Origin of the sequence: Rhodococcus sp. G-MC3 (assembly GCF_030063335.1) — a bacterium.
In the GTDB taxonomy this organism is placed as follows: domain Bacteria; phylum Actinomycetota; class Actinomycetes; order Mycobacteriales; family Mycobacteriaceae; genus Rhodococcoides.
This window is the reverse complement of the sequence record NZ_JASISW010000020.1, coordinates 14,752-39,610: the sequence shown is the minus strand read 5'-3', so window position 1 is coordinate 39,610 and position 24,859 is coordinate 14,752. Positions and strand designations below refer to the sequence as shown.

Annotated in this window: 26 protein-coding genes; 19 read left to right on the top strand and 7 right to left on the bottom strand. The window is 63.3% G+C overall.

Annotated features, from left to right (window positions below):
- The first annotated feature begins 104 nt into the window (after nucleotides 1–104).
- The 8 genes from QMK17_RS19930 to QMK17_RS19895 all read left to right on the top strand — a co-directional run bounded on the left by QMK17_RS19930 (nucleotide 105) and on the right by QMK17_RS19895 (nucleotide 4,688).
- On the top strand, nucleotides 105–896 hold the full coding sequence (locus QMK17_RS19930; RefSeq protein WP_283511031.1) for an S-methyl-5'-thioadenosine phosphorylase: 792 nt from the start codon (nucleotides 105–107) through the stop codon (nucleotides 894–896).
- Nucleotides 893–1,954: an NAD-dependent epimerase/dehydratase family protein gene (locus QMK17_RS19925; protein WP_283511030.1), complete on the top strand. Its 1,062-nt coding sequence runs from the start codon at nucleotides 893–895 to the stop codon at nucleotides 1,952–1,954. The genes QMK17_RS19930 and QMK17_RS19925 overlap by 4 nt, the downstream gene beginning before the upstream one ends.
- Nucleotides 1,938–2,585, top strand: coding sequence for a glycosyltransferase family 2 protein (locus QMK17_RS19920; RefSeq protein WP_283511029.1), 648 nt, complete (start codon nucleotides 1,938–1,940; stop codon nucleotides 2,583–2,585). The genes QMK17_RS19925 and QMK17_RS19920 overlap by 17 nt, the downstream gene beginning before the upstream one ends.
- On the top strand, nucleotides 2,582–3,244 hold the full coding sequence (locus tag QMK17_RS19915) for a TIGR04282 family arsenosugar biosynthesis glycosyltransferase (RefSeq protein WP_283511028.1): 663 nt from the start codon (nucleotides 2,582–2,584) through the stop codon (nucleotides 3,242–3,244). Before QMK17_RS19920 ends, QMK17_RS19915 begins: the two co-directional genes overlap by 4 nt.
- 38 nt (nucleotides 3,245–3,282) lie before the next feature.
- Nucleotides 3,283–3,795 (top strand): DinB family protein, encoded by a 513-nt coding sequence (locus QMK17_RS19910; protein WP_283511027.1) that lies wholly within the window; start codon nucleotides 3,283–3,285, stop codon nucleotides 3,793–3,795.
- Between the two features lie 61 nt (nucleotides 3,796–3,856).
- Nucleotides 3,857–4,273 (top strand): helix-turn-helix domain-containing protein, encoded by a 417-nt coding sequence (locus QMK17_RS19905; RefSeq protein WP_283511026.1) that lies wholly within the window; start codon nucleotides 3,857–3,859, stop codon nucleotides 4,271–4,273.
- Nucleotides 4,221–4,484, top strand: coding sequence for a DUF4180 domain-containing protein (locus tag QMK17_RS19900; RefSeq protein WP_283511025.1), 264 nt, complete (start codon nucleotides 4,221–4,223; stop codon nucleotides 4,482–4,484). Before QMK17_RS19905 ends, QMK17_RS19900 begins: the two co-directional genes overlap by 53 nt.
- A 45-nt stretch (nucleotides 4,485–4,529) precedes the next feature.
- Complete coding sequence (locus QMK17_RS19895) at nucleotides 4,530–4,688, top strand: hypothetical protein (protein WP_283511024.1); 159 nt, start codon at nucleotides 4,530–4,532, stop codon at nucleotides 4,686–4,688.
- 7 nt (nucleotides 4,689–4,695) lie between these two features.
- Here the strand turns inward: QMK17_RS19895 and QMK17_RS19890 are convergent, their stop codons facing one another.
- Nucleotides 4,696–5,130, bottom strand: coding sequence for a MarR family transcriptional regulator (locus QMK17_RS19890; protein WP_283511023.1), 435 nt, complete (start codon nucleotides 5,128–5,130; stop codon nucleotides 4,696–4,698).
- Nucleotides 5,131–5,230: 100 nt separating this feature from the next.
- On the opposite strand from QMK17_RS19890, the gene QMK17_RS19885 reads away from it, so the two are divergent.
- The 3 genes from QMK17_RS19885 (at nucleotide 5,231) to QMK17_RS19875 (ending at nucleotide 8,989) form a co-directional block, all read left to right on the top strand.
- Complete coding sequence (locus QMK17_RS19885) at nucleotides 5,231–6,373, top strand: DUF4185 domain-containing protein (protein ID WP_442972804.1); 1,143 nt, start codon at nucleotides 5,231–5,233, stop codon at nucleotides 6,371–6,373.
- Between the two features lie 69 nt (nucleotides 6,374–6,442).
- Nucleotides 6,443–7,066 carry a class I SAM-dependent methyltransferase gene (locus QMK17_RS19880; protein WP_283511021.1) on the top strand — a complete coding sequence of 208 codons (624 nt, stop codon included), beginning with the start codon at nucleotides 6,443–6,445 and terminating at the stop codon, nucleotides 7,064–7,066.
- Between the two features lie 87 nt (nucleotides 7,067–7,153).
- Nucleotides 7,154–8,989: an acyl-CoA dehydrogenase gene (locus tag QMK17_RS19875; protein WP_283511020.1), complete on the top strand. Its 1,836-nt coding sequence runs from the start codon at nucleotides 7,154–7,156 to the stop codon at nucleotides 8,987–8,989.
- A gap of 84 nt (nucleotides 8,990–9,073) precedes the next feature.
- Here the strand turns inward: QMK17_RS19875 and QMK17_RS19870 are convergent, their stop codons facing one another.
- The 3 genes from QMK17_RS19870 to QMK17_RS19860 form a co-directional block, all read right to left on the bottom strand.
- Nucleotides 9,074–9,565 carry a flavin reductase family protein gene (locus tag QMK17_RS19870; protein ID WP_283511019.1) on the bottom strand — a complete coding sequence of 164 codons (492 nt, stop codon included), beginning with the start codon at nucleotides 9,563–9,565 and terminating at the stop codon, nucleotides 9,074–9,076.
- 218 nt (nucleotides 9,566–9,783) lie between these two features.
- On the bottom strand, nucleotides 9,784–12,054 hold the full coding sequence (locus QMK17_RS19865; protein WP_442972803.1) for a VanW family protein: 2,271 nt from the start codon (nucleotides 12,052–12,054) through the stop codon (nucleotides 9,784–9,786).
- A 224-nt stretch (nucleotides 12,055–12,278) separates the two neighbouring features.
- The gene (locus QMK17_RS19860) at nucleotides 12,279–13,508 is read right to left on the bottom strand and encodes a helix-turn-helix domain-containing protein (RefSeq protein ID WP_283511017.1); all 1,230 of its coding nucleotides are present in this window, start codon (nucleotides 13,506–13,508) and stop codon (nucleotides 12,279–12,281) included.
- Between the two features lie 203 nt (nucleotides 13,509–13,711).
- Here QMK17_RS19860 and QMK17_RS19855 point away from each other — a divergent pair, with 203 nt between their 5' ends.
- Genes QMK17_RS19855 through QMK17_RS19835 form a run of 5 tightly spaced genes read left to right on the top strand, consistent with a single transcriptional unit; the run spans nucleotide 13,712 to nucleotide 18,484 of the window.
- Nucleotides 13,712–14,464 carry an ABC transporter ATP-binding protein gene (locus QMK17_RS19855; RefSeq protein ID WP_283511016.1) on the top strand — a complete coding sequence of 251 codons (753 nt, stop codon included), beginning with the start codon at nucleotides 13,712–13,714 and terminating at the stop codon, nucleotides 14,462–14,464.
- Nucleotides 14,454–15,176, top strand: coding sequence for an ABC transporter ATP-binding protein (locus QMK17_RS19850; RefSeq protein WP_283511015.1), 723 nt, complete (start codon nucleotides 14,454–14,456; stop codon nucleotides 15,174–15,176). The genes QMK17_RS19855 and QMK17_RS19850 overlap by 11 nt, the downstream gene beginning before the upstream one ends.
- A 26-nt stretch (nucleotides 15,177–15,202) precedes the next feature.
- A complete protein-coding gene (locus QMK17_RS19845; protein WP_283511014.1) occupies nucleotides 15,203–16,081 on the top strand; it encodes a branched-chain amino acid ABC transporter permease in 879 nt (292 codons plus the stop codon).
- Between the two features lies 1 nt (nucleotide 16,082).
- Nucleotides 16,083–17,168, top strand: coding sequence for a branched-chain amino acid ABC transporter permease (locus QMK17_RS19840; RefSeq protein WP_283511013.1), 1,086 nt, complete (start codon nucleotides 16,083–16,085; stop codon nucleotides 17,166–17,168).
- A complete protein-coding gene (locus QMK17_RS19835; RefSeq protein WP_283511012.1) occupies nucleotides 17,165–18,484 on the top strand; it encodes an ABC transporter substrate-binding protein in 1,320 nt (439 codons plus the stop codon). Before QMK17_RS19840 ends, QMK17_RS19835 begins: the two co-directional genes overlap by 4 nt.
- A gap of 137 nt (nucleotides 18,485–18,621) precedes the next feature.
- Here QMK17_RS19835 and QMK17_RS19830 read toward each other — a convergent pair whose 3' ends face one another.
- On the bottom strand, nucleotides 18,622–19,920 hold the full coding sequence (locus QMK17_RS19830) for an acetyl-CoA C-acetyltransferase (protein WP_336620171.1): 1,299 nt from the start codon (nucleotides 19,918–19,920) through the stop codon (nucleotides 18,622–18,624).
- 185 nt (nucleotides 19,921–20,105) lie between these two features.
- Between QMK17_RS19830 and QMK17_RS19825 the strand changes: the two genes are divergently transcribed.
- Both QMK17_RS19825 and QMK17_RS19820 read left to right on the top strand, forming a co-directional pair.
- A complete protein-coding gene (locus tag QMK17_RS19825; protein WP_283511010.1) occupies nucleotides 20,106–21,452 on the top strand; it encodes a 3-oxoacyl-ACP reductase in 1,347 nt (448 codons plus the stop codon).
- The gene (locus QMK17_RS19820) at nucleotides 21,449–22,306 is read left to right on the top strand and encodes a MaoC/PaaZ C-terminal domain-containing protein (RefSeq protein WP_283511009.1); all 858 of its coding nucleotides are present in this window, start codon (nucleotides 21,449–21,451) and stop codon (nucleotides 22,304–22,306) included. Before QMK17_RS19825 ends, QMK17_RS19820 begins: the two co-directional genes overlap by 4 nt.
- A 99-nt stretch (nucleotides 22,307–22,405) precedes the next feature.
- On the opposite strand, the gene QMK17_RS19815 is transcribed toward QMK17_RS19820, so the two are convergent.
- Nucleotides 22,406–23,011 carry a TetR/AcrR family transcriptional regulator gene (locus tag QMK17_RS19815; RefSeq protein WP_283511008.1) on the bottom strand — a complete coding sequence of 202 codons (606 nt, stop codon included), beginning with the start codon at nucleotides 23,009–23,011 and terminating at the stop codon, nucleotides 22,406–22,408.
- Nucleotides 23,012–23,113: 102 nt separating this feature from the next.
- Nucleotides 23,114–24,286, bottom strand: a complete 1,173-nt coding sequence (locus QMK17_RS19810; RefSeq protein ID WP_283511007.1) for a glycoside hydrolase family 3 N-terminal domain-containing protein — start codon at nucleotides 24,284–24,286, stop codon at nucleotides 23,114–23,116.
- Between the two features lie 104 nt (nucleotides 24,287–24,390).
- Here QMK17_RS19810 and QMK17_RS19805 point away from each other — a divergent pair, with 104 nt between their 5' ends.
- Nucleotides 24,391–24,858, top strand: a complete 468-nt coding sequence (locus tag QMK17_RS19805; protein WP_283511006.1) for a universal stress protein — start codon at nucleotides 24,391–24,393, stop codon at nucleotides 24,856–24,858.
- Nucleotide 24,859: the final 1 nt, after the last annotated feature.

Below are 24,859 nucleotides of genomic sequence, written 5' to 3'. Positions count from 1 at the left end.
GTTGTGCGTTCTACTCACACTCAGCATAGAAGAGTGAAGACCGCGGAATCACTCAGTGGGCGAGAGTGGAGCCTGCGCAATGACCAGAGCAAGAGGATGGAACCATGACAACGCATCACCGAGCCGATATTGCCGTGATCGGCGGCAGCGGCTTCTATTCGTTCTTCGGCGACGACGCGGACACGGTCGAAGTGGAGACTCCGTACGGCTCGACGAGCGGGCCCATCACCATCGGCGATGTCGGCGGCAGGTCTGTCGCATTCCTGCCGAGGCACGGGGCGAACCACGAGTACGCGCCGCACACGTTGCCGTACCGGGCGAACATGTGGGCTCTGCGAATGCTCGGCGTGCAGCGCGTGTTTGCGCCGTGTGCCGTCGGTAGCCTGGTCCCGGAATTCGGACCGGGAACCATCGTCGTGCCCGACCAACTGGTGGACCGCACGAGTGGCCGCGCGCAGACGTATTTCGACAAGGGCGGCGTTCACGTCGAGTTCGCCGATCCTTACTGCGCGGATCTGCGCACCGCCGCTGTTCAGGACGGCGTCGTCGACGGCGGAACGATGGTCGTGGTCGAAGGCCCCCGATTCTCCACCCGGGCCGAGAGTCAGTGGTTCGCCCGACAGGGCTGGACGCTGGTGAACATGACCGGCCATCCCGAGGCAGTGCTGGCTCGCGAACTCGAACTCTGTTACACCCCGATTGCTTTGGTCACCGATCTCGACGCCGGAATCGAAGCAGGACAGGGCGTTCGAGCCATCGATGTGTTCGCAGAATTCAAGAAGAACATCGAACCGCTCAAGACACTGGTGCGAGGGGCGATCGGGTCCGCGCTGATGGGTCCGTGCGAATCGTGCAACGTCCATGCGGGTGTCGACCTTCCGATCGGGCTACCATGACCCGCGTACTTCTCACCGGCGCAGCCGGATTCATCGGCGGACACATCATGTCCGCGTTGGAGGGTTACGACGTCGTGGCCGTCGACGCGATGCTCGCCTCTGCCCATGGCACCTCTGCCCATGGCTCCTCCGGCCAAGTCGGCGGCATATCGCGTGCCGATGTTCGCGACCACGAATCGCTTGTGGAGTTGTTGAAGGGCGTCGACGTCGTCTGTCATCAGGCTGCTGTCGTCGGTGCAGGTGTCGACTCGGCCGATGCCCCTGCTTACGCGAGTCACAACGACTACGGCACCGCGGTACTGCTCGCCGCCATGGCCGTAGCAGGATGCACGCGGTTGGTGCTGGCATCGTCGATGGTGGTCTACGGCGAGGGCAAGTACCGCAACTCGGCCGGCGACATCGTGATTCCCGGACCACGAACTTCGCTGGACACCGGCATTTTCGACAACACCGACCCGGTCACGGGCGAGATCCTCGATTGGGCGCTCGTGGAAGAGGATTCGAGATTGCAGCCGCGCAGCACGTATGCGGCCAGCAAACTTGCTCAGGAGAACTACGCCCTCGCATGGTCTCTCGCTACCGGCGGCTCGGTGACCGCGCTGCGTTACCACAACGTGTACGGCCCACACATGCCACGGAACACCCCGTACTCGGGTGTGGCAGCGATGTTCCGGTCCTCACTCGAAGCCGGGAAAGCGCCCCAGGTGTACGAAGACGGAAACCAAGCACGAGATTTCGTCCATGTCAGCGACGTCGCTGCCGCGAACGTTCTCTCCATCGATGCCGCGCTCCCCGGATTCACCGCACTGAATGTGTCCTCGGGACAGCCGATCACCATCGGCGAGGTCGCGGGCGTCCTGTCCGATGCCTGCAGCGGGCCGGATCCGGAGATCACGGGCAGGTACCGCTCCGGCGATGTACGGCATATCGTCGCGAGCCCAGAACTCGCGCGGACCAAGATCGGGTTCACCGCGTCGATCTCGCCGTCGGACGGACTACGCGAGTTCGCGACGGCACCTCTGCGCGACGCCGAAGGCACGGGTGCGCCGCGTGTCTGAGGTGACGGTGATCATTCCCTGCATGAACGAGGCGGGGTCACTTCCCGGCGTACTGGCTCGAATACCCGACGGATACCGAGTGATCGTCGTCGACAACAACTCGACCGACATGACTGCCCAGGTCGCGAAAGACCATGGTGCCACGGTCATTGGAGAGACCGTGCCCGGTTACGGGTCTGCCGTCCACGCCGGAGTTCTCGCCGCCGGCACCGAGATACTCTGTGTGCTCGACGGCGACGGATCCATGGACCCGCAGGATCTGCCCCCGCTGGTCGCCGCACTCGACAATGCAGATCTCGCGGTTGGCCGCCGAGGTTCCGGTAACTCACCGCTCCACGCACGCCTGGGTAATGCAATTCTCTCCCTGCGCCTGCGCACGAAATACAAGTTGCCGGTGCATGATCTGGGTGCAGTGCGGGCGGTGCGCCGACAGGCACTTCTGGACCTCGACGTCACCGACCGCCGCTCCGGCTACCCGTTGCAACTGCTGGTCCTCGCCTCCGAGGCCGGGTGGACCGTCGTCGAATTGCCGGTCACCTACAGCCCCCGAACTGCGGGAACATCCAAGGTTTCGGGCTCGGTCAAAGGCACCATCGTTGCTGTCCGCGACTTCTGGAAGGTCCTCTCGTGAAGGTCACCGCACTCGTCGTCGCGAAGGCGCCTGTCCCTGGACTCGCCAAGACACGTCTGGCCAAGACCCTCGGTGACGCCGCCGCCGCCGATATCGCCGCGGCCGCACTGCTCGACACCCTCGACGCTGTGATCGCCGCCGACTTCGAGATCCGTGTCGTTGCGCTGACCGGCGATCTCGAACTGGCAAGTCGCCGCGGCGAACTGGAGTCGGTCCTGGCCTCGTATACGGTCGTGAGACAACGCGGCGACGGCTTCGCCGAGAGATTGGTCCACGCGCACGAGGATGCCGCGGGCAATCCGGTCTTTCAGATCGGTATGGATACACCGCAGGTCAGCGCGGCCCTGCTGAACTCGTCCGCTCGGTTGCTGACCGAGCCGGGCCGATCCGTCCTCGGCATGGCCGAGGACGGCGGGTGGTGGGCACTCGGCATTCCCGACCCCGCGCTGGCGCAGGGGTTGCTCGATGTGCCGATGTCGCACCCGGATACGGGCGCCAACACCCTGGCGGCGTTACACGCGCTGGGAGCACGAGTGGCATCACTTCCCGTACTGCGTGACGTCGACCATGAGGACGACATGAACGCGGTGGCCCAACTGTGCGCGCCACAGAGTCGTTTCCGGGTTGCTGCGCTGCGGAGCGCGTCCTCGGGTTCGTGAGCATGGACCTGCAGACAAGCGTGGTTCATGATGGGTCCATGACGTGGACATCACCGGCTGTCGATGTGCCGGACGGCCCCATGACCGGCAGCGATCGCGACATTCTGATCCCGTATCTGGAGGCTCAACGGCACTCCCTGCTCAACATCTGCGCCGGCTTGACGGCCGAGCAACTGTCCGGCCGTGCGCTTCCGCCGTCCCGGCTGTCACTACAGGGACTTGTCCGACATGCCGCGAAAGTGGAGCGCATCTGGTTTCGTATCCGGTCGGCTGGCGAAGATGTACCGAACCTGTACGGCGGCCCCGGCGACCCGACGGATTTCGAGGATCTCGATCCCGCGCGAGCGGCGGACGAGGTAGATCAACTGCGCTCCGAATGGGAGTTGTGCCGCGACGCCGTTCGCACGCTTCCGCTGGACCTCGAGTTCCTCTGGCGCGGGGAGCCCATGTCGCTGCGCATGGTGTACGTCCATGTCATCGGTGAATATTCGCGCCACAACGGTCATGCAGATCTGCTCCGCGAGAGTATCGACGGCGTCACGGGACGCTGAAGGCTCCGCACGACTCTCTGAACAAAGCAATTGGGCCCTGAACAAAGTAATTTGGGGAACTATGGGGAATGACTTCTATACCGCCGAGCAGGTCGCCGAACTGCTCGGGTTGCATGTCCGCACTGTCCGCAACTACATCCAGGACGGGCGGCTACCCGCAGTCCGCATCGGCAAGCAATATCGCATCACCCCCGAGGGACTCAAAGCCCTGACCGGCGGCGAAGCTCCCGCCGACACGATAAAAATCGATGTCACCAGCATCGTCGACGTCGCACACATCGATCCACCTGCGGCATCTCGACTCGCGACGTTCCTGTCCGCGTCGGCGATGGGCCGAAGTCCCGGCGCCAGGCGCCTCAAAATAGACACTGCCTACGACGAAGCATCGTCCGCGCTCAAAGTCGTCGCCATCGGCGGGCCCGAGGATGTCGCAGAAGTCCTCCGCCTCGTCGCGACCTTCGTCGAGGGAAGCCGATGAAGGTGCTTTGTTCTTGACAGGTCAGAACCGGCACCAGGCTTCGAAGCCGACGGACTACCGGCTACAGCTCATCATCGACGGTGTCATCACCCGGTTCACCGAGGTCAGCGAGTCCCTTGTCGCATTCGTAGCCGAGTCCAATCGGGGACGACACATATGGTTCGTTTCCAATCGGTTATCGCTCCAGGACCGTATTGCAACAATCCATTAGTCGCTTTCTCCGCTTTTTCACAGAACCAGGTGCTAGAAACAACGTGTGAGCGGGGTACTGATAGGCGCGGCGATCTGGCTGGCGGTGGCACTGATGGTGGCCGTCGTACTGGGTCGTGTGTCCAGGCGTGCCGACCGCGAAGAACTGGGATCCACGCTGAACTGGGACTCCAGCGAACTCGACGAAGCCGTTCAGCACGACTGACAACGGTTCACTGGACCCGTTCGACGATCCCGATCAAGATGTTCGACGCCTCGGCAAGCGTGGTGCGCTGCTGCGGAGTCAGGAAACCCAGTTGGTCGGCCAAGACCTTTTCACGTGCGGCCACGTCCTCACCGGCAACACGTCGACCCTCGTCGGTGAGTGTCAACACCACCTGACGACGATCGGTGGCGTGCGGAACCCGCTTCAGCAAGCCCATCTCCACCAAAGCGTGTGACGACCGAGAGATCGACGGTGGTTTGATGCGCTCCCGCACTGCCAACTCACCGGCGGTAAGCGAGCCCTCACGAAAAATCGTGGTCAGAATCGACAACTGCGCGACGGGAATCCGGTCGTTGACGTGACGCAGTCTGAGCCTGCGATTCAAGCGCATCGCCGAGACCGACAGGTCCCTGGCCAGGTACGTGTCCGATTCTGCGCTCACGAGACCAGATTAGCGCCCCAGAAAATCAACGCTGGACGCCGCCCACTCCAGAACAAAACTCAAGGCCGTTGAAATACCCTCCAAACAGCACGCGTGGGCTATGATTCCGGCGGTTCGAGACCGCACGTCCGGAAAGTCATGGGGCTTCGTGAAACGTTCGACATCGGTGTTCATTGCTGTTCTTGCCACGTCATTGGTGGTGGCCGGTCCCGCCGCGGCAAACCCGAATGCCGTCAACCCCATCCCCGGACTCAACGGCGTCTTCGGAATTCCACAACTCGGCGGCCGCACCGTCGCCGTTGCCCAGGCCACGGGAATGGGAAGTCCGAACAGGACCGAGACCTACAACATGCTCGGCACCGATCTGGGCATCATGTGGGACAACGGCAACGGCGAGATCCTCACGGCCTTCGGAGACACCGCCGGACTCGGCTTCCCCAACCTGCTGCAGGGCAGCCTCTGGTCGTGGAGGAGCAACGCAATCGTTCGCAGCCGAGACACCAACCTTGCCGACGGCATGAACTTCGACAGCATCGTCAGAGACCCGATCGGTCAGTCCAAAGAGGTCGTCCCGAGCCCCAAGATCCCATTTGTCGAGATCAGCAGGATTCCGACGGCAGGCGTCGGAATCGGACCCAACCAGTTCATGAGCCTGATGTCGGTGAACAACTGGGGCGCTGCGGGCAAGTGGGAAACCAACTACTCGGGGCTGGCGGTGTCGGGTGACAACGGCGAGAGCTGGGCACCCGCACCCCAGACGCAACGTCCGAGCGCAGACGGGAACCGCAACTTCCAACAGAACGCGTTCCTGAAGGTCGGCGGCTTCGTCTACGAGTACGGAACACCGGCAGGTCGCAACAACTTCGGCCACGTCTCGCGGGTCCCCGAGAAGGACATTCTCAACCTCGCCGAGTACGAGTACTGGAACGGCCACGAGTGGATCAGGAACGACCCGAACGTCGCTGCGCCGATCGTCGACGGTGTCGGGGAACTATCCGTTGCGTACAACCAGTACTTCGGTCAATACCTCATGCTCACCACGGATCCGTTCGACTCCATCGTGATGCGTCGCTCGCCGTCGCCGGTGGGCCCGTGGAGCGCACCCGAGGTGCTGGTCGACACCCGCCAGATACCGAGCGCGTACGCACCGTACATCCATCCCTGGTCGTCGGGACGGGACCTGTACTTCCTTGCGACCGTCCACCAGAACTACAACGTCCTTCTGTTGCGCGCGACGCTCTGACTTGCCTCCCGCGGCAGTAGCGGGCACCTCCTTCGCGCGCGCGGGCCGCGACGCGGCATCATCGCTCACATGGATGCCGCCGCGTGGGATGCAAAGTACTCGGCCAAGGACCTCGTCTACGGCGCTCCGCCGAATCCGACTCTCGTGGAAATCGCGACGTCGCGTCCGCGTGGTCGCGCTCTCGATCTCGCGTGCGGCGAGGGCCGGAACGCACTCTGGCTCGCCACCCGTGGCTGGGAAGTGACGGCCGTCGACTTTTCGGCCGTCGGGCTGACCAAGGGGCATCGCATTGCTCGATCGTCACCGAAATCTGTTCGCGAACGGCTCACGTGGGTACTTGCGGACGTGACATCGGTGACACCGGAACCCGAATATGACTTGGTTCTCGTTCTGTATCTACATTTGCCCCATCAGCAACGCCTGAAAGTAATCCGGAACGCGATCAGAGCATTGAAACCTGATGGAATCCTCATGATTCTGGGCCATCATTCGATGAACATCGACGACGGAGTGGGAGGCCCGCAGGATCCCGAAATATTTTATGCGCCAGAGGATTTGGCAGTAGATGTCGGGAGCGAAGCCGTCGTACACCTCTGCGAGAATCGCCACCGAACCACCGACAGCGGTACCGCCATCGACGCGTTGCTACTCGCCAGTAAGTCCGGCCTTGGCACCGGGAAAGATCGGGAGTAATATAGCGCTATGTTACCGACGAGTAGCTAGAACTTGGGCGGTACTTTTTTTGAGACCGCACCACACCGACTGGAGAGCGAACGAGCAATGGGCCATTACAAGAGCAACCTTCGGGATCTCGAGTTCAACCTCTTCGAGCTGTTCGGGCTCGAAGAGTCCCTTTCGGGTGACAAGTTCGGCGACTTGGACGCAGAGACGGCCCGAGACATGCTGCGCGAGGTGGTACGCCTGGCCGAAGGCCCGCTGGCCGAATCGTTCGCCGATTCGGACCGTAACCCGCCGGTATTCGACCCCGAAAACCACACCGTCAAGCTGAACGACGCCTTCAAGAAGTCGTTCAAGGCGCTCTACGACGGTGAATGGTGGCGTGTCGGCCTCGATGAAGAGGTCGGCGGCATCCCTGCCCCGCGGACTCTCGGTTGGGCACTCAACGAGCTTCTCCTCGGAGCCAACCCAGCAGCGTTCCTGTATTCGGCCGGCCCGGGTTTTGCCAACGTGCTATTCCACAACGGCACCGACGAGCAGAAGGAATGGGCCAAGGTCATCGTCGAGCGCCAGTGGGGCGCCACCATGGTTCTCACCGAGCCCGACGCCGGATCCGACGTCGGCGCGGGACGCACGAAGGCGATCAAGCAGGAGGATGGCTCCTGGCACATCGAAGGCGTCAAGCGCTTCATCACCTCAGCGGTCTCGGACGACCTGTTCGAGAACACCATGCATCTCGTACTCGCGCGCCCGGAGGGCGCCGGACCGGGAACCAAGGGCCTGAGCCTGTTCTACGTCCCCGACACCCACTTCGACTTCAAGACCGGTGAACTCGGCGAACGCAACGGCGTGTTCGTCACCGGCGTCGAGCACAAGATGGGCCTGAAGGCGTCGACCACATGTGAGCTCACCTTCGGCGGCCACGATGTTCCGGCACAGGGCTGGCTCGTCGGCGAGGTCCACAAGGGCATCGCGCAGATGTTCGACGTCATCGAACACGCTCGAATGATGGTCGGCACCAAAGCAATCGCCACACTGTCCACCGGCTACCTCAACGCTCTCGCGTACGCCAAGGAACGCGTCCAGGGCGCCGATCTGACGCAGATGACCGACAAGGCCGCACCCCGCGTCACCATCACGCACCACCCCGACGTGCGCCGCAGCCTCATGACTCAGAAGGCTTACGCCGAGGGCCTGCGCGCGGTGTACCTGTTCACCGCTGCTCATCAGAACGCGATTACCGCAAAGCAGGTCTCCGACGCCGACGAGGACATCGCCTACCGCGTCAACGACCTGCTGCTTCCGATCGTCAAGGGTGTCGGTTCCGAGATCGCGTACCGTCAGCTCGCAGAATCGCTGCAGACGCTCGGCGGGTCCGGCTTCCTGCAGGACTACCCCATCGAGCAGTACATCCGCGACTCCAAGATCGACTCGCTGTACGAGGGCACCACCGCCATTCAGGCGCAGGACTTCTTCTTCCGCAAGATCGCTCGCGACCGTGGTGTTGCACTTGCTCACGTTGCAGGACAGATCAAGTCGTTCATCGACAGCGAGGCAGGCAACGGACGCCTCAAGGCTGAGCGTGCATTGCTCGCGACGGCACTCGAAGACGTGCAGGCCATCGTCACCACGATGACCCAGCAGCTCATGGCGGCGCAGGAGCAGCCGACCGAGCTGTACAAGATCGGTCTGGCATCCGTGCGTTTCCTCATGGGATTCGGCGACCTGCTCATCGGTTGGCTGCTGCTGCGTCAGTCCGAAATCGCCATCAAGGCACTCGACAACGGCGCGCAGGGCAAGGACAAGTCGTTCTACGAAGGCAAGGTCGCTGTGGCGTCGTTCTTCGCCAAGAACGTGCTGCCCGAGCTCACTGCAACGCGCCACATCCTGGCAGGCGTCGATCTCGACGTCATGGAGCTCGACGAAGCAGCATTCTGATTCTGCTTCGGTAACGACGACGGCCGCACCCATCGGGTGCGGCCGTCGTCGTTCGCCTTCACGTGCCAGCCACAACGGTCCCTCCTACGCCTGCAGCCTGCGGAACTTGCTTCCGTGAAAAATGATGGGGTCTATTTCACTCGTCACTTCGAGCGAATGGATGCGCAGCAGCACGATCAAGTGATCTCCGGCAGGCACCTGCTGATCGACAGTGGTCTCCAGCCACGTGGTCGCACCTTCGATGAACACCGCGCCTTGCTCGGTGGTCTGCAGCTCGAGTCCGGCGAAGCGATCGCCGGTCTTCGCCGCGAGGGTGCGAGCTGCGTCGTTGTGCGCCTCGCCGAGAACGCTGACACCGATTCGCTCGACACCTTCGAGCTTGGGCCAGGTGGTGGACGTGTTCTGAATGCAGACGGCTACGAGGGGAGGCTCGATCGACACGGCAACGAAACTACTGGCGGCCAGCCCGACAGGAACTCCGTCGATCTCGGCGGCGATGGCTACGACACCACTCGGGAACTGACCGTAGGCCTGCCGAAGCGTCGCCTGATCGAGATCGGTGTGTGTGAGCGTCATGCCGAGGCTACCTTTCGTGCGTCCGCTGCGACTGTGATGACGGATCCCCATCGCCGCGCATAATCAACGATACGAGTGTCCACGGCGAAAGTGGTACCGATCGAGTACAGCCCTGGTGCCGGAATGATGTGCCTGCCTTCGATCAGAGTATTTCTTGCTCCAACCAGCCAACACTTCCGACACCGATCGGTCCAGGTTCAGAATCACGAAGATCGTGACTACTCTCCCCCAGCAGGCGGGTCAGCGCCCGGTGCGTCGTCGGCAGGCTTGGGTGCCGGCTCGGGCGACTCGCATTTGACGATCGGAATCGGGTCGTACTTGACTGTTCGGGTGTTTCGGGACACCTCGTTGCCCGAAGCGATGTCCGTGATCACCCGGGTGTTACTGGCGGTGAAGCCAGGTCCTCCGCCCGATGCGATACACCCTGCCCCCGCGGGGAGCGTGATGGTGTTGGGACTCGTCGGGTTGGTTCTGGCGCCGGTGGAGGACTCGACGTCAACCGTCTTGGTGCCCCAGAGCCGAACCGTCACATCGGAACTCGTAGCGAACGATTCGATCACCACGCCAGTCTTGGCGGGATTGGTGAACTTCAAGTCGATCGCGCCCTCGAAGACCGTCGCCTCACGCGCTTCCGGGTACCGGCTGATGTAGTAACTGTGCTCGGTGTGCCCGGCGTCGTCCATGCCGCCGAAGTAGGAGGCGTTGTAGAGGGTCGTCGCGAATTGGCTGATGCCTCCGCCCACCGCCCGATCGGGCCGACCGTTGTCGATGATTCCCGACTCCACGAAGCCTTGAGCTGTGCCACGAGGCCCGGTGTAGTCGTTGAGCGAGAATGTTTCTCCCGGCTTCACGAGCGCACCGTTCACGATGTCCGCGGTGAGCCCGATGTTGACACCGGACGCGTATTCGAAACCACCCGTTGTATATTCGCCGATCACTTCCTCGACGCCGAGCGCCTGCGCGCCTTCGGTGGTCAGCGCAGGCTGAACCTGGTCGTAGACGGCCTCCATCGTCCTGACGTCGGCGGAGGCGAGCAACGTCGGCAGTTGCTCCAGCGTCCGGGGCCATTGAACCAACTCACCGACAACACCGGGCACCACCTTCGGAGCTCCACCGCCCAGTGCAAACGATGCATCCTTCGGTGGAATCTCGGTCGAGGCGAGTTGCGGCGCGAGAATCCCTGTGGCAGCGGCAGTATCGATCCGAGTTGCGAGCGCACCGTCGCGCTCGGGTTCGAAGGACATGATCCCCGCGATGTTCTCGGGCGTCAGCGCCGCGTCGGCGCCGCTGCGACCGGTGAACACCACGGGCGAGGCCACTGCAGGAGACGCGACCTCGGCCAGCACACGATCCACTTCGTCCTGATGGACGGTGACATCGACGGTCTCGACGGGCACATCGACGGCGCCGAAAGCCCAATTCGACTCGATCTCGGTACGCGCACCGGCGACGTCCATCGTCTGGCCCGGAGTAGGCGTCACGCCCACCGGACGCGCGCCCTCGAAGACGACATCCCCCTCCGACGGCTGTCGATCCGTCTGCGCGCGTAGGGATTCGACACTCCTATCGAGAGCCGCTTCGTCGACCGTCGACTGCACGCCGATCTCGGAGTCGGAGAAGAACGATGCGATTCGACTGAACGGATTGATCGGTTGGGTCCCCGCCCGGTCCAGTGTTGTCGTCCAATCCACACCGAGACCCGCTGCAGCAGGAACGAGCTCGAGTTTTTGCTCGCCTGCATCGACTTCCACCGACTGCTCGAAGCGAAGGCCGAGCTCCGACCGCAGCCGTGCCTCGGCGTCGTCGTGGCTCAGGCCTCCGACCGCAATGCCGGCGACAGTGACGCCTCGCGGAACCGAACCACTGGAGGACAGCATGTCGGCTGCATAGAAAACACCGAGGATCGCCACCGCAGCGCCCGCGAGCACTGCAATCTTCATCCTCGACGACACAGCCGGAGGTTGTGACGACACAGCCGGAGGCTGCTCGCCAGATTCGGCACCAACAGACGGCGGTACCGCAGCGGGGCCGAGCGGCACAGCCTGCATCGCGACGGTCGGCGCCGTTGGGTCGACCACCGATTCGCCTGCGTCCCGTGCGGCAGGCTCGCCACCTTCGGGCTCGACATGTCCGGGAGCTGAGGCAATGGCATTCCCGTCGGGACTCGGTTCTTCGGCAGCAACGTCGCCGCCGACCGAATCCTCGACAGCAGGCTCGTCCGCCGGGACTTCACCGTCAGCAACATCCACGCCGTCAGCAACATCCACGCCGTCAGCATCTACGCCGTGGCCATCGGAGTCCGGACCAGCGACAATGTCTGTGTGCTCGCCCGGAGGCGGCCCGTTCGGATCGATCGCACGCATGACCTCGGTGACCGCCTCGTACGGCGCAACATGCTCGGTGACGGAATCCTCGGTGGACGAAGTGACGCCTTCCGGCGGATCCGGCTCCTTCTCGTGCTTACCTATGCCGTCTCCACCGACGCTCACGTTCCAGCCCTCCCCAACCCCCGACATTCCTTCTGCATCACTTTCGGGCCGAGCTTACGCAAAGACTGTGCCGGATACCGACTCCAGACCCGAGCTGCGACGAAAACAAAGGTGGCTCCACACTGCTGCCGGGTCGGGGGTCGGGCAGCAGTGTGGAGCCACTACGACTATCGCCGACAATTGTGATGCGTTACAACCGGTCGTTGGAAGTCGCGCGAATTCATTCAGCCGAATGAATCGGTGCCGACGGCCTTCTCCCAATGGCCGGTCTTGACCAGGGCCAAGGTCAGCAAAAGCCGATCTCGAGGATCAGTGAGACTCCGGCCGGTGAGGTCCTCGATCTGACGGATCCGATAGATCACGGTATTGCGGTGACAGTAGAGAACCTTGGCTGCGTTGGTCGGGGAACCATCACTGGCCAGCACGTGAGCAAGCGTGCTCAGCAGCGTATTTCTCTGCGGTTCCGGGTGCGTCCACATCGACCCCAGCGCGTGATGGACAAGCAGATCCGACGATCGATCGTCAGCAGCCATGATGACGCGAGGCAGTCGGTCCGTCGCCAATGCCACCCCGACACACCCGTCGGGAAAGGTCTCCGCGGTGAGTGACGCCAGCCGATACGCTGCCGCGAAAGAGGACACGCCATCGGGAGAATGCGCGACGCCCACCTTGCCCGCGGCTCGCGGCGTCAGGGCGTCGACGACGGCGTGCCACGTCGCGGAGGTCAGTGCCACCAAGCCGAACTGGTAGCCGTCGCGAATGTTCCAGTGCGAGAGAGCACCGATCTGATCGAGCGCATCCTCGGGAGCCGGTAGCGGCGGCTTCCCCTGATCGTCGACGATTCCGACGACACAACCGATGTCCTGCGATGCTGACAGTCCGAGGGTGGATCGCACCTCGCCCTCGAAGGCGGGATCGCCGCCGCGTCCCGATCGCAGGCCGTCCAGAACTGCCAGCACATTCGCGAGATCACGCTGTTGCATTCGGGCGCTCTCTCGCCGATAGGCATCGACGAGCGTCTCGTACTGCGCGTCGAGAGCACGCCAGAGTTGCTGACCCGCAACGAGAAGAAGCCGCTCGTCGATCACCGTTCGGTGCCGTTCACGTTCGCGGATCAGCTCTTCCCACAGCGTTCGGCTGCCGAGGGTGTAGGCCTTGAGGACCAGTTCCATCGGGATTCCCTGGCGTGCACGCTCACGGCCCGTGCGGCGCCACACCTCATGCGTGGAATCCGTCGCCGCAGGGGCACCGGCCAACGTACGCAGGCCCTGACGGATGTGGTCGCGGGTGCTGCGCCTGATCTCGGCTGCGATATCGGGGGCGGACGACGCCAGATAGGCAGGCTCCTGCTCGATCAATGCGAGGGTGATGGAGTCTGCGATCGCATCGGCGCGGCACAGCAGTGTCGCCCACGCCTGTTGGATGGTCTGCCGATCGGCTCGACGCGCGCTCACCTCAGGCCCACTCACTCGCCCAGCTTTGCGCACTTCGCCCACTTTTGTGGGTGATTTGACTGGTCCTGGTATCCCGCGACCCAAATATCTTGTGCACTGCGTCCATATCGCGTGTTGTGCGGAGCAACCATAGTGAACGCACACAGAACGTGAGGTGGGTCACTTTGGCAACAACGACAGAAGCCTCGTCAACGGTTTTCGGCATGACCGCGATCGACGTCTCCTTCGGCGGGATAATCGCGCTCTCGGATGTCGGTCTCGACGTGCGCGCCGGGGAAGTCCTCGGCGTTATCGGGCCGAACGGGGCAGGAAAGACAACTTTGTTCAACGTCGCGTGCGGGCTGGTTCATCCGCAGGAAGGCACCATCACCAGGAACGGCACGTCGCTGGATCGGTTGAAACCCGACCATCTGCCGCGCCTCGGCATGAGCCGGACCCTGCAGGGCCTGGGACTGTTCGACCGGATGACCGTCCTGGACAACGTGATGGTCGGCGCAGACCGAACCGCACGCTCGGGCTTTTTCGCCGGTCTGCTGGGACTGCCGAGTAGTTCCGCGGATGACGCAGCGGTCCGAGCGCGGGCGATGTCGACATTGCAAGAATTGCGCATCGACGACTGTGCCCACCGGTATCCACCTTCCCTGCCCTACGCGGTGCGCAAGCGAGTCGCGCTCGCTCGCGCCCTCGTGAGCGAGCCGTCCCTGATCCTGCTCGACGAACCTGCATCCGGTCTGTCCTCGGACGAGATGGACGAACTCGCGGACCTCATTCGTTCACTGAAACCTGCTTCGGTGATGCTCGTCGAACACCACATGGACCTCGTCATGAGTGTGTGCGACCGAATCGTGGTGCTGGACTTCGGCAAGGTCATCGCGCAAGGCGCACCCGCCGAAATTCGCGAGAACCCCGCAGTTCTGGCCGCTTACCTGGGAAACGAAGTAACACATGACAATTGATACGGCGCAGCTGGAGATTCGAGACCTCACTGTTCGCTACGGGCCGGTCACAGCACTCGACGCAGTGTCGATGCACATCGGAGCAGGCGCAGTCACCGCCGTACTGGGAGCCAACGGAGCAGGCAAGACGACGCTGCTCCGCGCAATCTCCGGTCTACTGCGCCCTTCCTCCGGAAGCATCATGCTCGGCGGCCGAGAACTGGTCGGAGTACCACCTGATCGAATGTCGCGCCACGGGCTTTCACACGTGCCCGAGGGACGCGGTGTCATCGCCGAACTGACCGTCGAGGAGAACCTGCGGCTGGGCTCACTCGGCCGCCACCGGGGTCACGACGCCGTCACGCTCGACCGGATCTACGACATGTTCCCGCCACTGAACGGACGACGCGCATCCTCGGCGCACACCCTCTCCGGAGGAGAACGTCAAATGCTCGTCATCGGACGCGCACTCATGGCGACGCCGTCGGTACTCCTGTTGGACGAACCTTCGCTCGGCCTGGCACCGAAAGTGGTCGCGCAGATATTCGACACCCTGCGCGGTTTGGTCGAAACCGAGTCCATGACTGTCGTACTCGTCGAACAGAATGCCCGAAGCGCCCTGTCCATCGCCGAACACGCAGTCGTTCTCGACCTCGGAAAGGTCGCCGTGGAAGGCCCCGCCGAGACCCTCGCCGACGACGACGCCCTCCGACACGCCTACCTCGGATTCTGACAAGAGCAGAAAGGAAGCCGATTCACGTGCAGCAATTGCTCACCATCCTTCTCAACGGCGTGACGACCGGCATGATCTATGCAGCCTTCGCGCTCGCCCTCGTTCTCATCTGGCGCTCCACCCGCATCGTCAACTTCGCCCAGGCACCGATGGCGATGATCACCACGTACATCGCACTCGTGGTCATCGACGCCGGCTACTCCTACTGGATCGGCTTTGCTGCAGCTTTGGTCAGCGGCCTTGTCCTGGGCGCTGTCATCGAACGGCTCGTCGTTCGATTCGTCGACAGTTCCTCGCACATCAATCCGGTGATCCTCACGCTCGGGCTGTTCATCGTCATCCATGCGCTGGCGGCGATCATCTTCGGAAGTCAATTCCGATCCTTCCCTGCCCCTTTCGGTCTGACCGGGCAGACGATCGGCGACTTGAACATCGCACTCACCGGCTACGACGTGTTCAAAGTGGTGGCCGTTCTCGTCGTGCTCGGCCTGTTGGTACTGCTGTTCCGGTTCACCGATCTCGGATTGAAGATGCGCGCAAGCGCGTTCGAGCCGGAGGTTGCCAAACTGCTCGGGGTACGGGTCGGGCGCATGCTGACTCTCGGATGGGCGTTGGCCGCCGCAGTCGGATCTCTCGCCGGCATTTTGATTGCCGGCGGCTCGCTGGTGCATCCAGGTTACATGGACTCGATCGTCGTGTTCGGTTTCGTCGCAGCAGTTCTCGGTGGTCTCGATTCACCGGGTGGAGCAGTCGTGGGGGGTCTGATGATGGGTATCGGTCTCAGCTTCGTCAGCGGATACCTCGGCCAGGACCTCGTCTCGTTCGCTGCACTCCTCATTCTCATCGTGGTGTTGCTGTCCAAACCCAGTGGATTGTTCGCCGCCGCCGTGGCGAGGAAGGTCTGACATGAGCGCATCCGTCACCGATCGACCCGCCGCTCCCACGCCCAAGCCGTCGTCGATATCGAGGCTGACACGAACACCCGTACGGCGCCATCTCCTCGGCGCCCTCATCGGACTCGTTGTCGTGATTCTGGTTCTCGAAAGTGTTGGCACGTTCCGTCAGAGCCAGTTGACCTCGGTGGCTTACCTCGCCATCGCCGCGGGCGGATTGACAATCCTCACCGGCATCAACGGGCAGCTCTCTCTCGGTCACGGAGCCTTCATGGCAGTCGGCGCCTATACAGCAGCGCTGATATTGCGCTCACAGAATGCCGGATGGATTGTGCCGCTGACCATCCTGGCCGCGGTGATCACCACCAGCATCGTCGGCATCATCGTCGGAGTCGCGGCAGCTCGATTGCGCGGACCCTACCTCGCCGGCGCCACACTCGCGTTGGCCGTCGCCGTGCCGGGTCTCGCGCTGTACTTCTCCGACTACCTCGGCGGCGAGCAGGGACTCGTCGTACCCGCACCGACTGTGCCGCCCATTCTCGACGACATCATGTATTTCATCACCGGAAATGACTTCAGCACAACGAAATTCGTGTCGTACACGAGTTGGATACTGCTGATACTGGTCTTCTTTCTACTGGCCGGTGTGTCATCGAGCCGAACAGGCAGGCAATGGCGCGCCGTGCGCGATGACGAGATCGCCGCGGAGTTGGCCGGTATCGATCTGGCACGCGCCCGGATCCTCGCCTTCGTGGTCAGCGCTGCATGTGCCGGCGCGGCCGGGGCCGTCCTGGCCATGGCCGCCAGAATCGCAGCGCCGAGCGGTTTCACACTGACGCTGTCACTGACGCTGCTCTCGGCGGTAGTGATCGGCGGATTGGGCTCGCTGACAGGAGCTCTCATCGGCGCAGCGCTGCTGACATACATTCCGCCGATCGTCACCAACCTCGGCCTCGACGCAGGACTGACAAGCCTGCAGTCGGCCGAGCTTGCACCACTCGTCACCGGAATTTTCACGGTTCTGGTCATCCTGTTCGCTCCGTCGGGATTGGTCGGCACTTTTTCCACATGGCGCATCACAAGAAAAGGGGAAAAATGACAAGGTTCGGATCACCGGCGCTCAGAATCACTGCCCTGGCAGCCGCGGTCGCACTGGTGGCCTCCTGCGGGGCAGGCGGCCGTGACGAGGCGACCGAGTCGACGGAAGGATCGACCGTCGGCATCACCGACTCCTCGGTGAAGATCGGCGCGCACTTCCCGCTGACGGGCGTCGCAGCCCCCGGATACAGCGAGATCCCCACCGGCGCACAGGCGTACTTCGACTACGTCAACGCCGCAGGCGGGATCAACGGCCGAAAGATCGACTACCTCGTACGCGATGATTCCTACGACCCGACGACCACGACCCAGGTCGTCAACGAACTCGTTCTCCAGGACGAGGTGTTCGCCGTCGTCGGCGGGCTCGGCACCGCAACCCACAGCGCCGTCATCGATTTCCTCAACGAAGAAGGTGTACCCGACCTCTTCGTCTCGTCCGGGGCCACTATGTGGGGCAACGATCCGGACAAGTACCCCAACACCTTCGGATGGCAGCCCGACTATCAGGTCGAAGGAAAAATCATCGGCGACTGGGTGACGAAGAATCGTCCCGACGCCAAGGTTGGCCTGTTCCTTCAGGACGACGACCTCGGCCGGGACAGCGAAGAAGCCGTACGCCAATATCTCGACGACCAGATCGTCGAAGTGGTGCGCTACACCTCCGGTAACACCGACGTCGCACCGCAGATCGCTGCACTTCAGGGCGCAGGAGCGGACCTGGTGCTCGGGTTCAACGTGCCCTCGTACACCGCACTGAGCCAGCTGACGTCGATGCGTCTCAACTACAAGCCCGAATGGTTCTACAGCTCCATCGGATCCGACGTCGACCTCGTCGGATCGCTACTCGGACGGTTCTCCCAGGGCGCTGTCACCGACGGGGCGCAGTCGCTGGAAGGAATGATCTCGCTCGAGTACATTCCCGGCGCCGACTCGCCGGACAACGCATGGACGCAGCTGTGGCAGAAAGTATGGGCCCAGAACGGGACCGGCGAACCACTCACCAACTACAGAATCTATGGAATGAGTCAGGCCTACGCGTTCGTTCAAGCCCTACAGGCCGCAGGCGAGAATCCCACGCGTGAAGGCATCGTCACTGCTATCGCGGACGGCGGAATGGACTTCGCCGGACCACAATTGGCGCCGTTCCGCTACTCCGACACCAGCCACCTCGGAATCTCCGGAGCCAGCGTCTTCCAGATCGAGAACGGTAAGCCTGAGTACCTGACGCCGGTGCTGCAGACCGATATCGGCGACTCGGCCGTAGAGGAATACACGGGAGAGGAATCGACGCCGCCTGCGAGCGGAATTCCGGAATAGAGGGACCCCACCACTCGAATCGAACACTACAAAGCTGCACGGTCGGCAGATCCGTAAACCCCTCGTTTGACGGATCCGCCGACCGTATGCCCCCAGTTTCGAGCCGCTTCTCACGAAGCGCTCGTGGTTCGGGTGGTTCAGCGCTCGATGATTGCAGTGACGCCCTGGCCACCGGCCGCACAGATGGAGATCAGGCCGCGGCCCGATCCCTTCTCGGCGAGCATCTTGGCGAGCGAGGCGACGATGCGTCCGCCGGTCGCAGCGAACGGATGTCCTGCGGCGAGCGAGGATCCGTTGACGTTGAGCTTGCTGCGATCGATCGATCCCAGCGCGCCGTCGAGGCCGAGCCTCTCCTTGCAGTACTCGTCGCTCTCGAATGCCTGCAGCGTCGCGAGCACGACGGATGCGAACGCCTCGTGGATCTCGTAGTAATCGAAGTCTTGCAGCGTAAGCCCATTGCGAGCGAGCAGACGCGGAATGGCATAGGTCGGAGCCATCAACAGTCCGTCCTTGAACGAGGAGTTGCCGTGGATGTAGTCGACGGCGGCGGTCTCCGAGTCGACGAGGTGCGCGAGAACCGGCAGGTTGCGCTCGGAGGCCCACTCGTCGGTGGACAACAGCGCAGCCGATGCACCGTCGGTCAGAGGCGTCGAGTTGCCGGCCGTCATGGTGGCGTCGCCCAGCTTGGTGCCGAACACAGGCTTGAGCGTCGACAGCTTCTCGACCGTCGATCCCGGCCGCAGATTGTCGTCGCGCGTGAGGCCGAGGAACGGCGTCACCAGGTCGTCGAAGAAACCGCGGTCGTAAGCGGCAGCCATGTTCTTGTGGCTCGCGGCGGCCAATTCGTCCTGGTCCTCGCGGCGGACGCCGAACTCCTTGGCCGTGATGGCGGCATGGTCACCCATCGACAGACCGGTGCGGGGCTCGCCGTTACGGGGAATCTCGATACCGAGCATCGACGGACGAACATTGCCGAGCAGCTTGAGGCGGTCCGTCGTCGACTTCGCGCGGTTGAGCGAGAGCAGGAACTCGCGCAGTTCGTCGTTGACACCGATCGGAGCGTCGGACGTGGTGTCGACGCCGCCGCCGATACCAGCATCGATGCGGCCCGATGCGATGGCGTCGCCGACAGCAATGATCGACTGAAGGCCGGTGCCGCAGGCCTGCTGGATGTCGTAGGCCGGGGTGTACGGGCTCAGCGCGCTGCCGAGAACGGTCTCGCGGGTGAGGTTGAAGTCGCGGCTGTGCTTGAGCACGGCACCGGCAACGACCAGACCGAGGTGCTCACCTTGCAGGCCGTACCGGCTGACCAGCCCATCGATGGTGGCGGTGAGCATGTCCTGGTTGGACGCCAGTGCGTACTTCTTGTCCGAGCGCGCGAACGGGATGCGGTTGCCACCGACGATTGCGACCGGTCGTAGCTGCCTGCTTGTCACTGACGTCTCCCAACATCGTGGTCTCCAACATTGTGGAGAATGGCCCTGGTGGAGTTTCATCTTACTGGCGAGTAAGTTGGTTGTCGACACCCGGTCGCGCGCTTTGCGCCCGTGCGTGCCCAGTTACGCTCCGCCGTAACCGAACGCGCACGGGGTGCTGTAGGCGCCTCATGAAAGGCAGAACAGTGGCAGCCACCAAGGGAGCCCCAGACCTCTATTCGACGTTCCTGGCATCAGCGCCGGGAGCTTTCATCGCCAAGCAGGCCGGTCTGCCGCAGCCCGAGAAGCTGCGCCGCTACAAGGCAGGCGAACCACCGCTGGCCGGCCCCGTCCTCATCGGCGGAAACGGTCGCCTCGTCGAACCGCTGCGCGCACTCCTGGCCGATTACCCCCAGGCGCAGGCGCACGACGACAAGTACGGCGCCCTGGTGTTCGACGCCACCGGCATCGGCACCGTCGCCGAGCTCGAGCAGCTGTTCCAGTTCTTCCAACCGGTCATCCGAAATCTTGCACCGTCGGCGCGCGTCGTCGTCATCGGAACCACGCCGAACGAGACCTCCAGCGTCGACGAGCACATCGCTCAGCGCGCCCTCGAAGGATTCACCCGCAGCGTCGGCAAAGAGGTCAAGCGAGGCGCGACGGCGCAGCTCGTCTATGTCTCACCCAACGCCTCCACCGGCCTCTCCGGCCTCGAGTCCACCCTGAGATTCCTGCTCTCGGCCAAGTCCGCTTTCGTCGACGGCCAGGTCATCGCCGTCGGCGACGCCGACTCCGAGGCACCCGCATCCTGGGACAAGCCTCTCGCCGGCAAGGTAGCCGTCGTCACCGGTGCTGCCCGCGGCATCGGAGCCACCATCGCCGAAGTTCTCGCCCGTGACGGCGCGGTCGTCATCGCCGCGGACATTCCCGCTGCCGGAGAAGCACTCTCACAGACCGCGAACAAGGTCGGCGGCACCTCACTCGCCCTCGACGTCACCGCCGAGGACGCGGGCGAGGTTCTGTCCAAGCACCTGCTCGAGCGTCACGGCGGCGCGGACATCATCGTCCACAACGCCGGCATAACCCGCGACAAGACCCTCGCCAACATGGACGAAAGCCGCTGGAACTCGGTGATCGGCGTCAACCTCGCGGCCCCGCAGCGCATCACCGACCATCTGGTGAAGACAGGTGCTCTGAAAGAAGGCGGCCGCGTCGTCGACGTGTCTTCCATCGCAGGCATCGCAGGCAACCGCGGCCAGACCAACTACGGCACCTCCAAAGCAGGCGTCATCGGCCTGGTGCAGGCATCGGCACCGGTTCTCGCGAAGAGCAATATCACGATCAACGCAGTCGCACCGGGATTCATCGAAACCGCCATGACAGCCGCGATTCCGTTCGCCACCCGCGAGGCAGGCCGACGCATGAGCTCACTCCTGCAGGGTGGCCAGACCGTCGACGTCGCCGAGCTGGTCTCCTACTTCGCGAGCCCCGCATCCAACGCTGTCACCGGTCAGATCGTCCGCGTGTGCGGACAGAGCCTCCTCGGCGCATGACCGTTGTACAGCTCACGGAGCAGCCCAAGACGTCGGAGATCTATGCAGCGGCTGCGCTCGGCGCGGTGCCGTTCCTCACCTCGAAGTCTTCGTCCGTGCCGACTACGGTCTACGAACTGCGCGGCGTGCGCGTCGACCCGGACAATCTCGCGGGATATTGCCGTGCAACGGGATTGCGTTTCGGCGACACATTGCCGGTGACGTACCCGTTCACGCTCGTGTTCCCGACGGTGATGAAACTGATGGTCTCGAAGGACTTTCCGTTCGCGGCAATCGGATCCGTGCACGCCGAGAACGTCATCGAACAGCAGCGGAGTATCTCGTCCTCCGAGCCCTTGGACATACGAGTCCACGCGGAGAACCTCCGGGAACACCGCAAGGGACTGTTGGTCGACGTGATCAGCGAAGTGAGCGTCGGGCGTGAACTGGTGTGGAAGCAGACCTCCACCTTCCTCAGCCTGCAGAAGACATCGCTGTCCGGTGGTCCGCGGGAGACACCGCCCGCCGATCAGGTTCCGCCGCCCCCGACGCGCACACTCCGGGTCGATCAGAAGACGATCAGCCGGTACGCGTCGATCTCGGGCGACCGGAACCCGATCCACGTATCTTCGCTCGGCGCCAAGGCCTTCGGATTCCCGAAGACCATCGCTCACGGAATGTGGAGCGCGGCAGCGGTACTGCAGATCGTCGAAGGTCGAATCCCGGACAAGGTCACCTACACCGTTCGGTTCGGCAAGCCGATCATCCTTCCCGCAACGGTCAACGTGTACGCCGAGGCCGTCGGTGATGGATGGGACCTGTCCCTCAAGAACCCGAAGAAGGGGTACCCGCACCTCACCGGGACCTTGCGGTAGCTCGGTTTTGCGGACCGAAGGCGTCATGTGGTCACTTCGAGTGACCGAATGACGCCTTCGGTCCCAACTGTGAGCGAATGCCTCATTCGGTCTCCAAAGCTACAACGTCTGCGCAGTCTTCTTTCCCGCCAGACCACGCCACGCAAGGTTCTCGAGCAGATCCGCTGCCACGTCGACCTCGATCTCCCCGCCTGCAACTCTGTCCGCAACAGCTTCACCCGCGCCGACGAGGGCAACGGCCATCAGCCCGAAGTTCTGACCAGCATCGGGATCCTTGGTGCTCATTTCCAGCAACCCGGCGGTCAGCTCGATGAGCCGATCACGACTGCTCTGCACCTGCGATGCAAACGCCGTCTGTCCGATTGCCTGCCGGTACAGCACCATCCAGGACTTGCGGTGTTCCCCCACGAACCCCAGAAATCCGAGGAGCGCGCTTCGTAGCTGCTCACGCGGGGTCAAATTGGGATCCGCAGCCGGAGTCAGGGCCTCGACGAACTTCACGCCTTCACGATGGATACACGCCGCGAACAGCTCGTCCTTGGAGCCGTAATACAGATAGAGCATCGGCTTCGAGATGGCCGCCTTCTTGGCGATCGCATCCATCGACGTTTCATGAAACCCGTTGTCGGAGAAGACATCGACCGCTGCGTCGAGCATCTGCTGCTCCCGCACGGCCCGGGGCAGTCGCTTGGTACCGCCAGCCATGAGTCCTCCCGAACAGTGTCGAACACAAACTCGTCGAACACGAACGAGCCGAACAAATGACCTTACTCCCTAGTAAGGAGGCATGCGTCACGTGTCGGTCATTCAGCACGCGCCCTTGAAGCGCGCGACCGTTGCTGCGGAGCGGTCGACCTGCTCAGCCGGCAACCGTCCCGAGGCTACTGCCTCCTCCAGATTGTCGAGAACCTGAGGGACGTCGTCCGTCGTCAACCAGAGCGCGACGTCGGCTCCGGCAACCAATGCTGCCTCGACGGCAACGACGATCCCCAGTCGATCGGTGATCGCTGCCATTCCGCTCAGGTCGTCGGTGAAGATCGGCCCGGTGAAGGGTGCTGCGCCGTAGCCGACACCTTCGCGCAGCAGCGACATCGCAGCAGGGCTGATGCTGGCGGGTTCGCCCGGCTGCGTGAGCCCCGGCACGTCGAGATGTCCGACCATGACGCCGACCCCGGTCTGCGACAACTGAGCGAACGGAACCAGATCGGACTGCATCAGCTGGTCCAGCGGAGGTGTTGTCACAGCACCGGTGTGCGAATCGCCCGAACCGGCACCGTGGCCGGGGAAATGCTTGATGACGGGTTGGATCCCGGCGTCGCGCAGCCCCTGGGCGTAGGCGCCCGCGTACTCGACAACTTCCGCAGGGTCGTCGGAGTAGGACCGATCGCCGATCACCGAATCGTCGGGCTGGCTGCTCACGTCGACGACAGGGGCGAAGTCGACGGTCACACCAAGACCCTTCAATCCGCGGCCGCGCTCCAATGCCATCTGGTAGGTCTCGTCGACCGACATCGTCGATGCCGTCTCGCGCGCCGACGGATCGGAACCGAGGAGATCCTCGACGCGGGAGACACGGCCGCCCTCCTCGTCGATCGTCACCATCGGCGGCACTGCGGCGGCGCCGGCAATCTGCGGCACTTCCTTCTCACCGAGCGTCGAGGTGTCCGTCCAGCTGCCGACGAAGATGCCACCCACCTGCTCGCGCGCCATGATGTCGACAGCATCGGCCGTCCCGGCCACGCCGACGGTGAGTAGCTGCGCGAGACGCTGCCGCTCGCTCAGCGTCCCGACGAACGTGGCGCACGCATCCACCGGAGCAGGAGGAGGTGCCACCGCCGTCGTCGTCGGCTTGGTGGTCGTTTCCGCGACCGGCGCCGGGGCGGCCGTCGTCGATTCGGTACCGCTCCCACTGCAACCGGCCACGAAACCGACTCCCACGACCAACGCGACGACAGATACAGGCGAGCGGAACTTCAACATGGAACCGACCGTAGCCGAGCCACGCATATGCACGCGATCCATCCCCGAATCGCGGCCCTCACGCGATAACCTTGGACAAAAGCGACATCAGGAAGGACACACAGATGCCTGCAGATCTGATTCTCATCGCCTACGACGGTTCGGACAACGCCAAACGCGCAATCGAATACGCCGGAAGATTCCTGACGACGTCGAGGGCGATAGTGGTCACCGCCTGGGAACCCATGGTGCGCCAAGCCGCACGTATGTCCGGGCTGTCGGGCGTCATGCAACCCGAATGGGTTCCCGACGACGCCGCCGAGGACGTAGCCCTCACCGACGCCAAGGTGACCAATCTCGAGGGCGTGCGGCTCGCGGAAGAAGCCGGTCTCGTCGTCGAAGGCCACTGCGCCGAATGCACCACCGCAATCTGGAGTGCCATCGTCGAGAAGGCCGACGACCTCGACGTAGACATCATCGTGACCGGAACCCGCGGCACTACCGGGCTTCGTTCTCTCCTCCAAAGTTCGGTAGCCGACCATGTGCTCCGCCACAGTCACCGGCCGGTGCTCATCGTTCCTCCCGGCAAGTAGG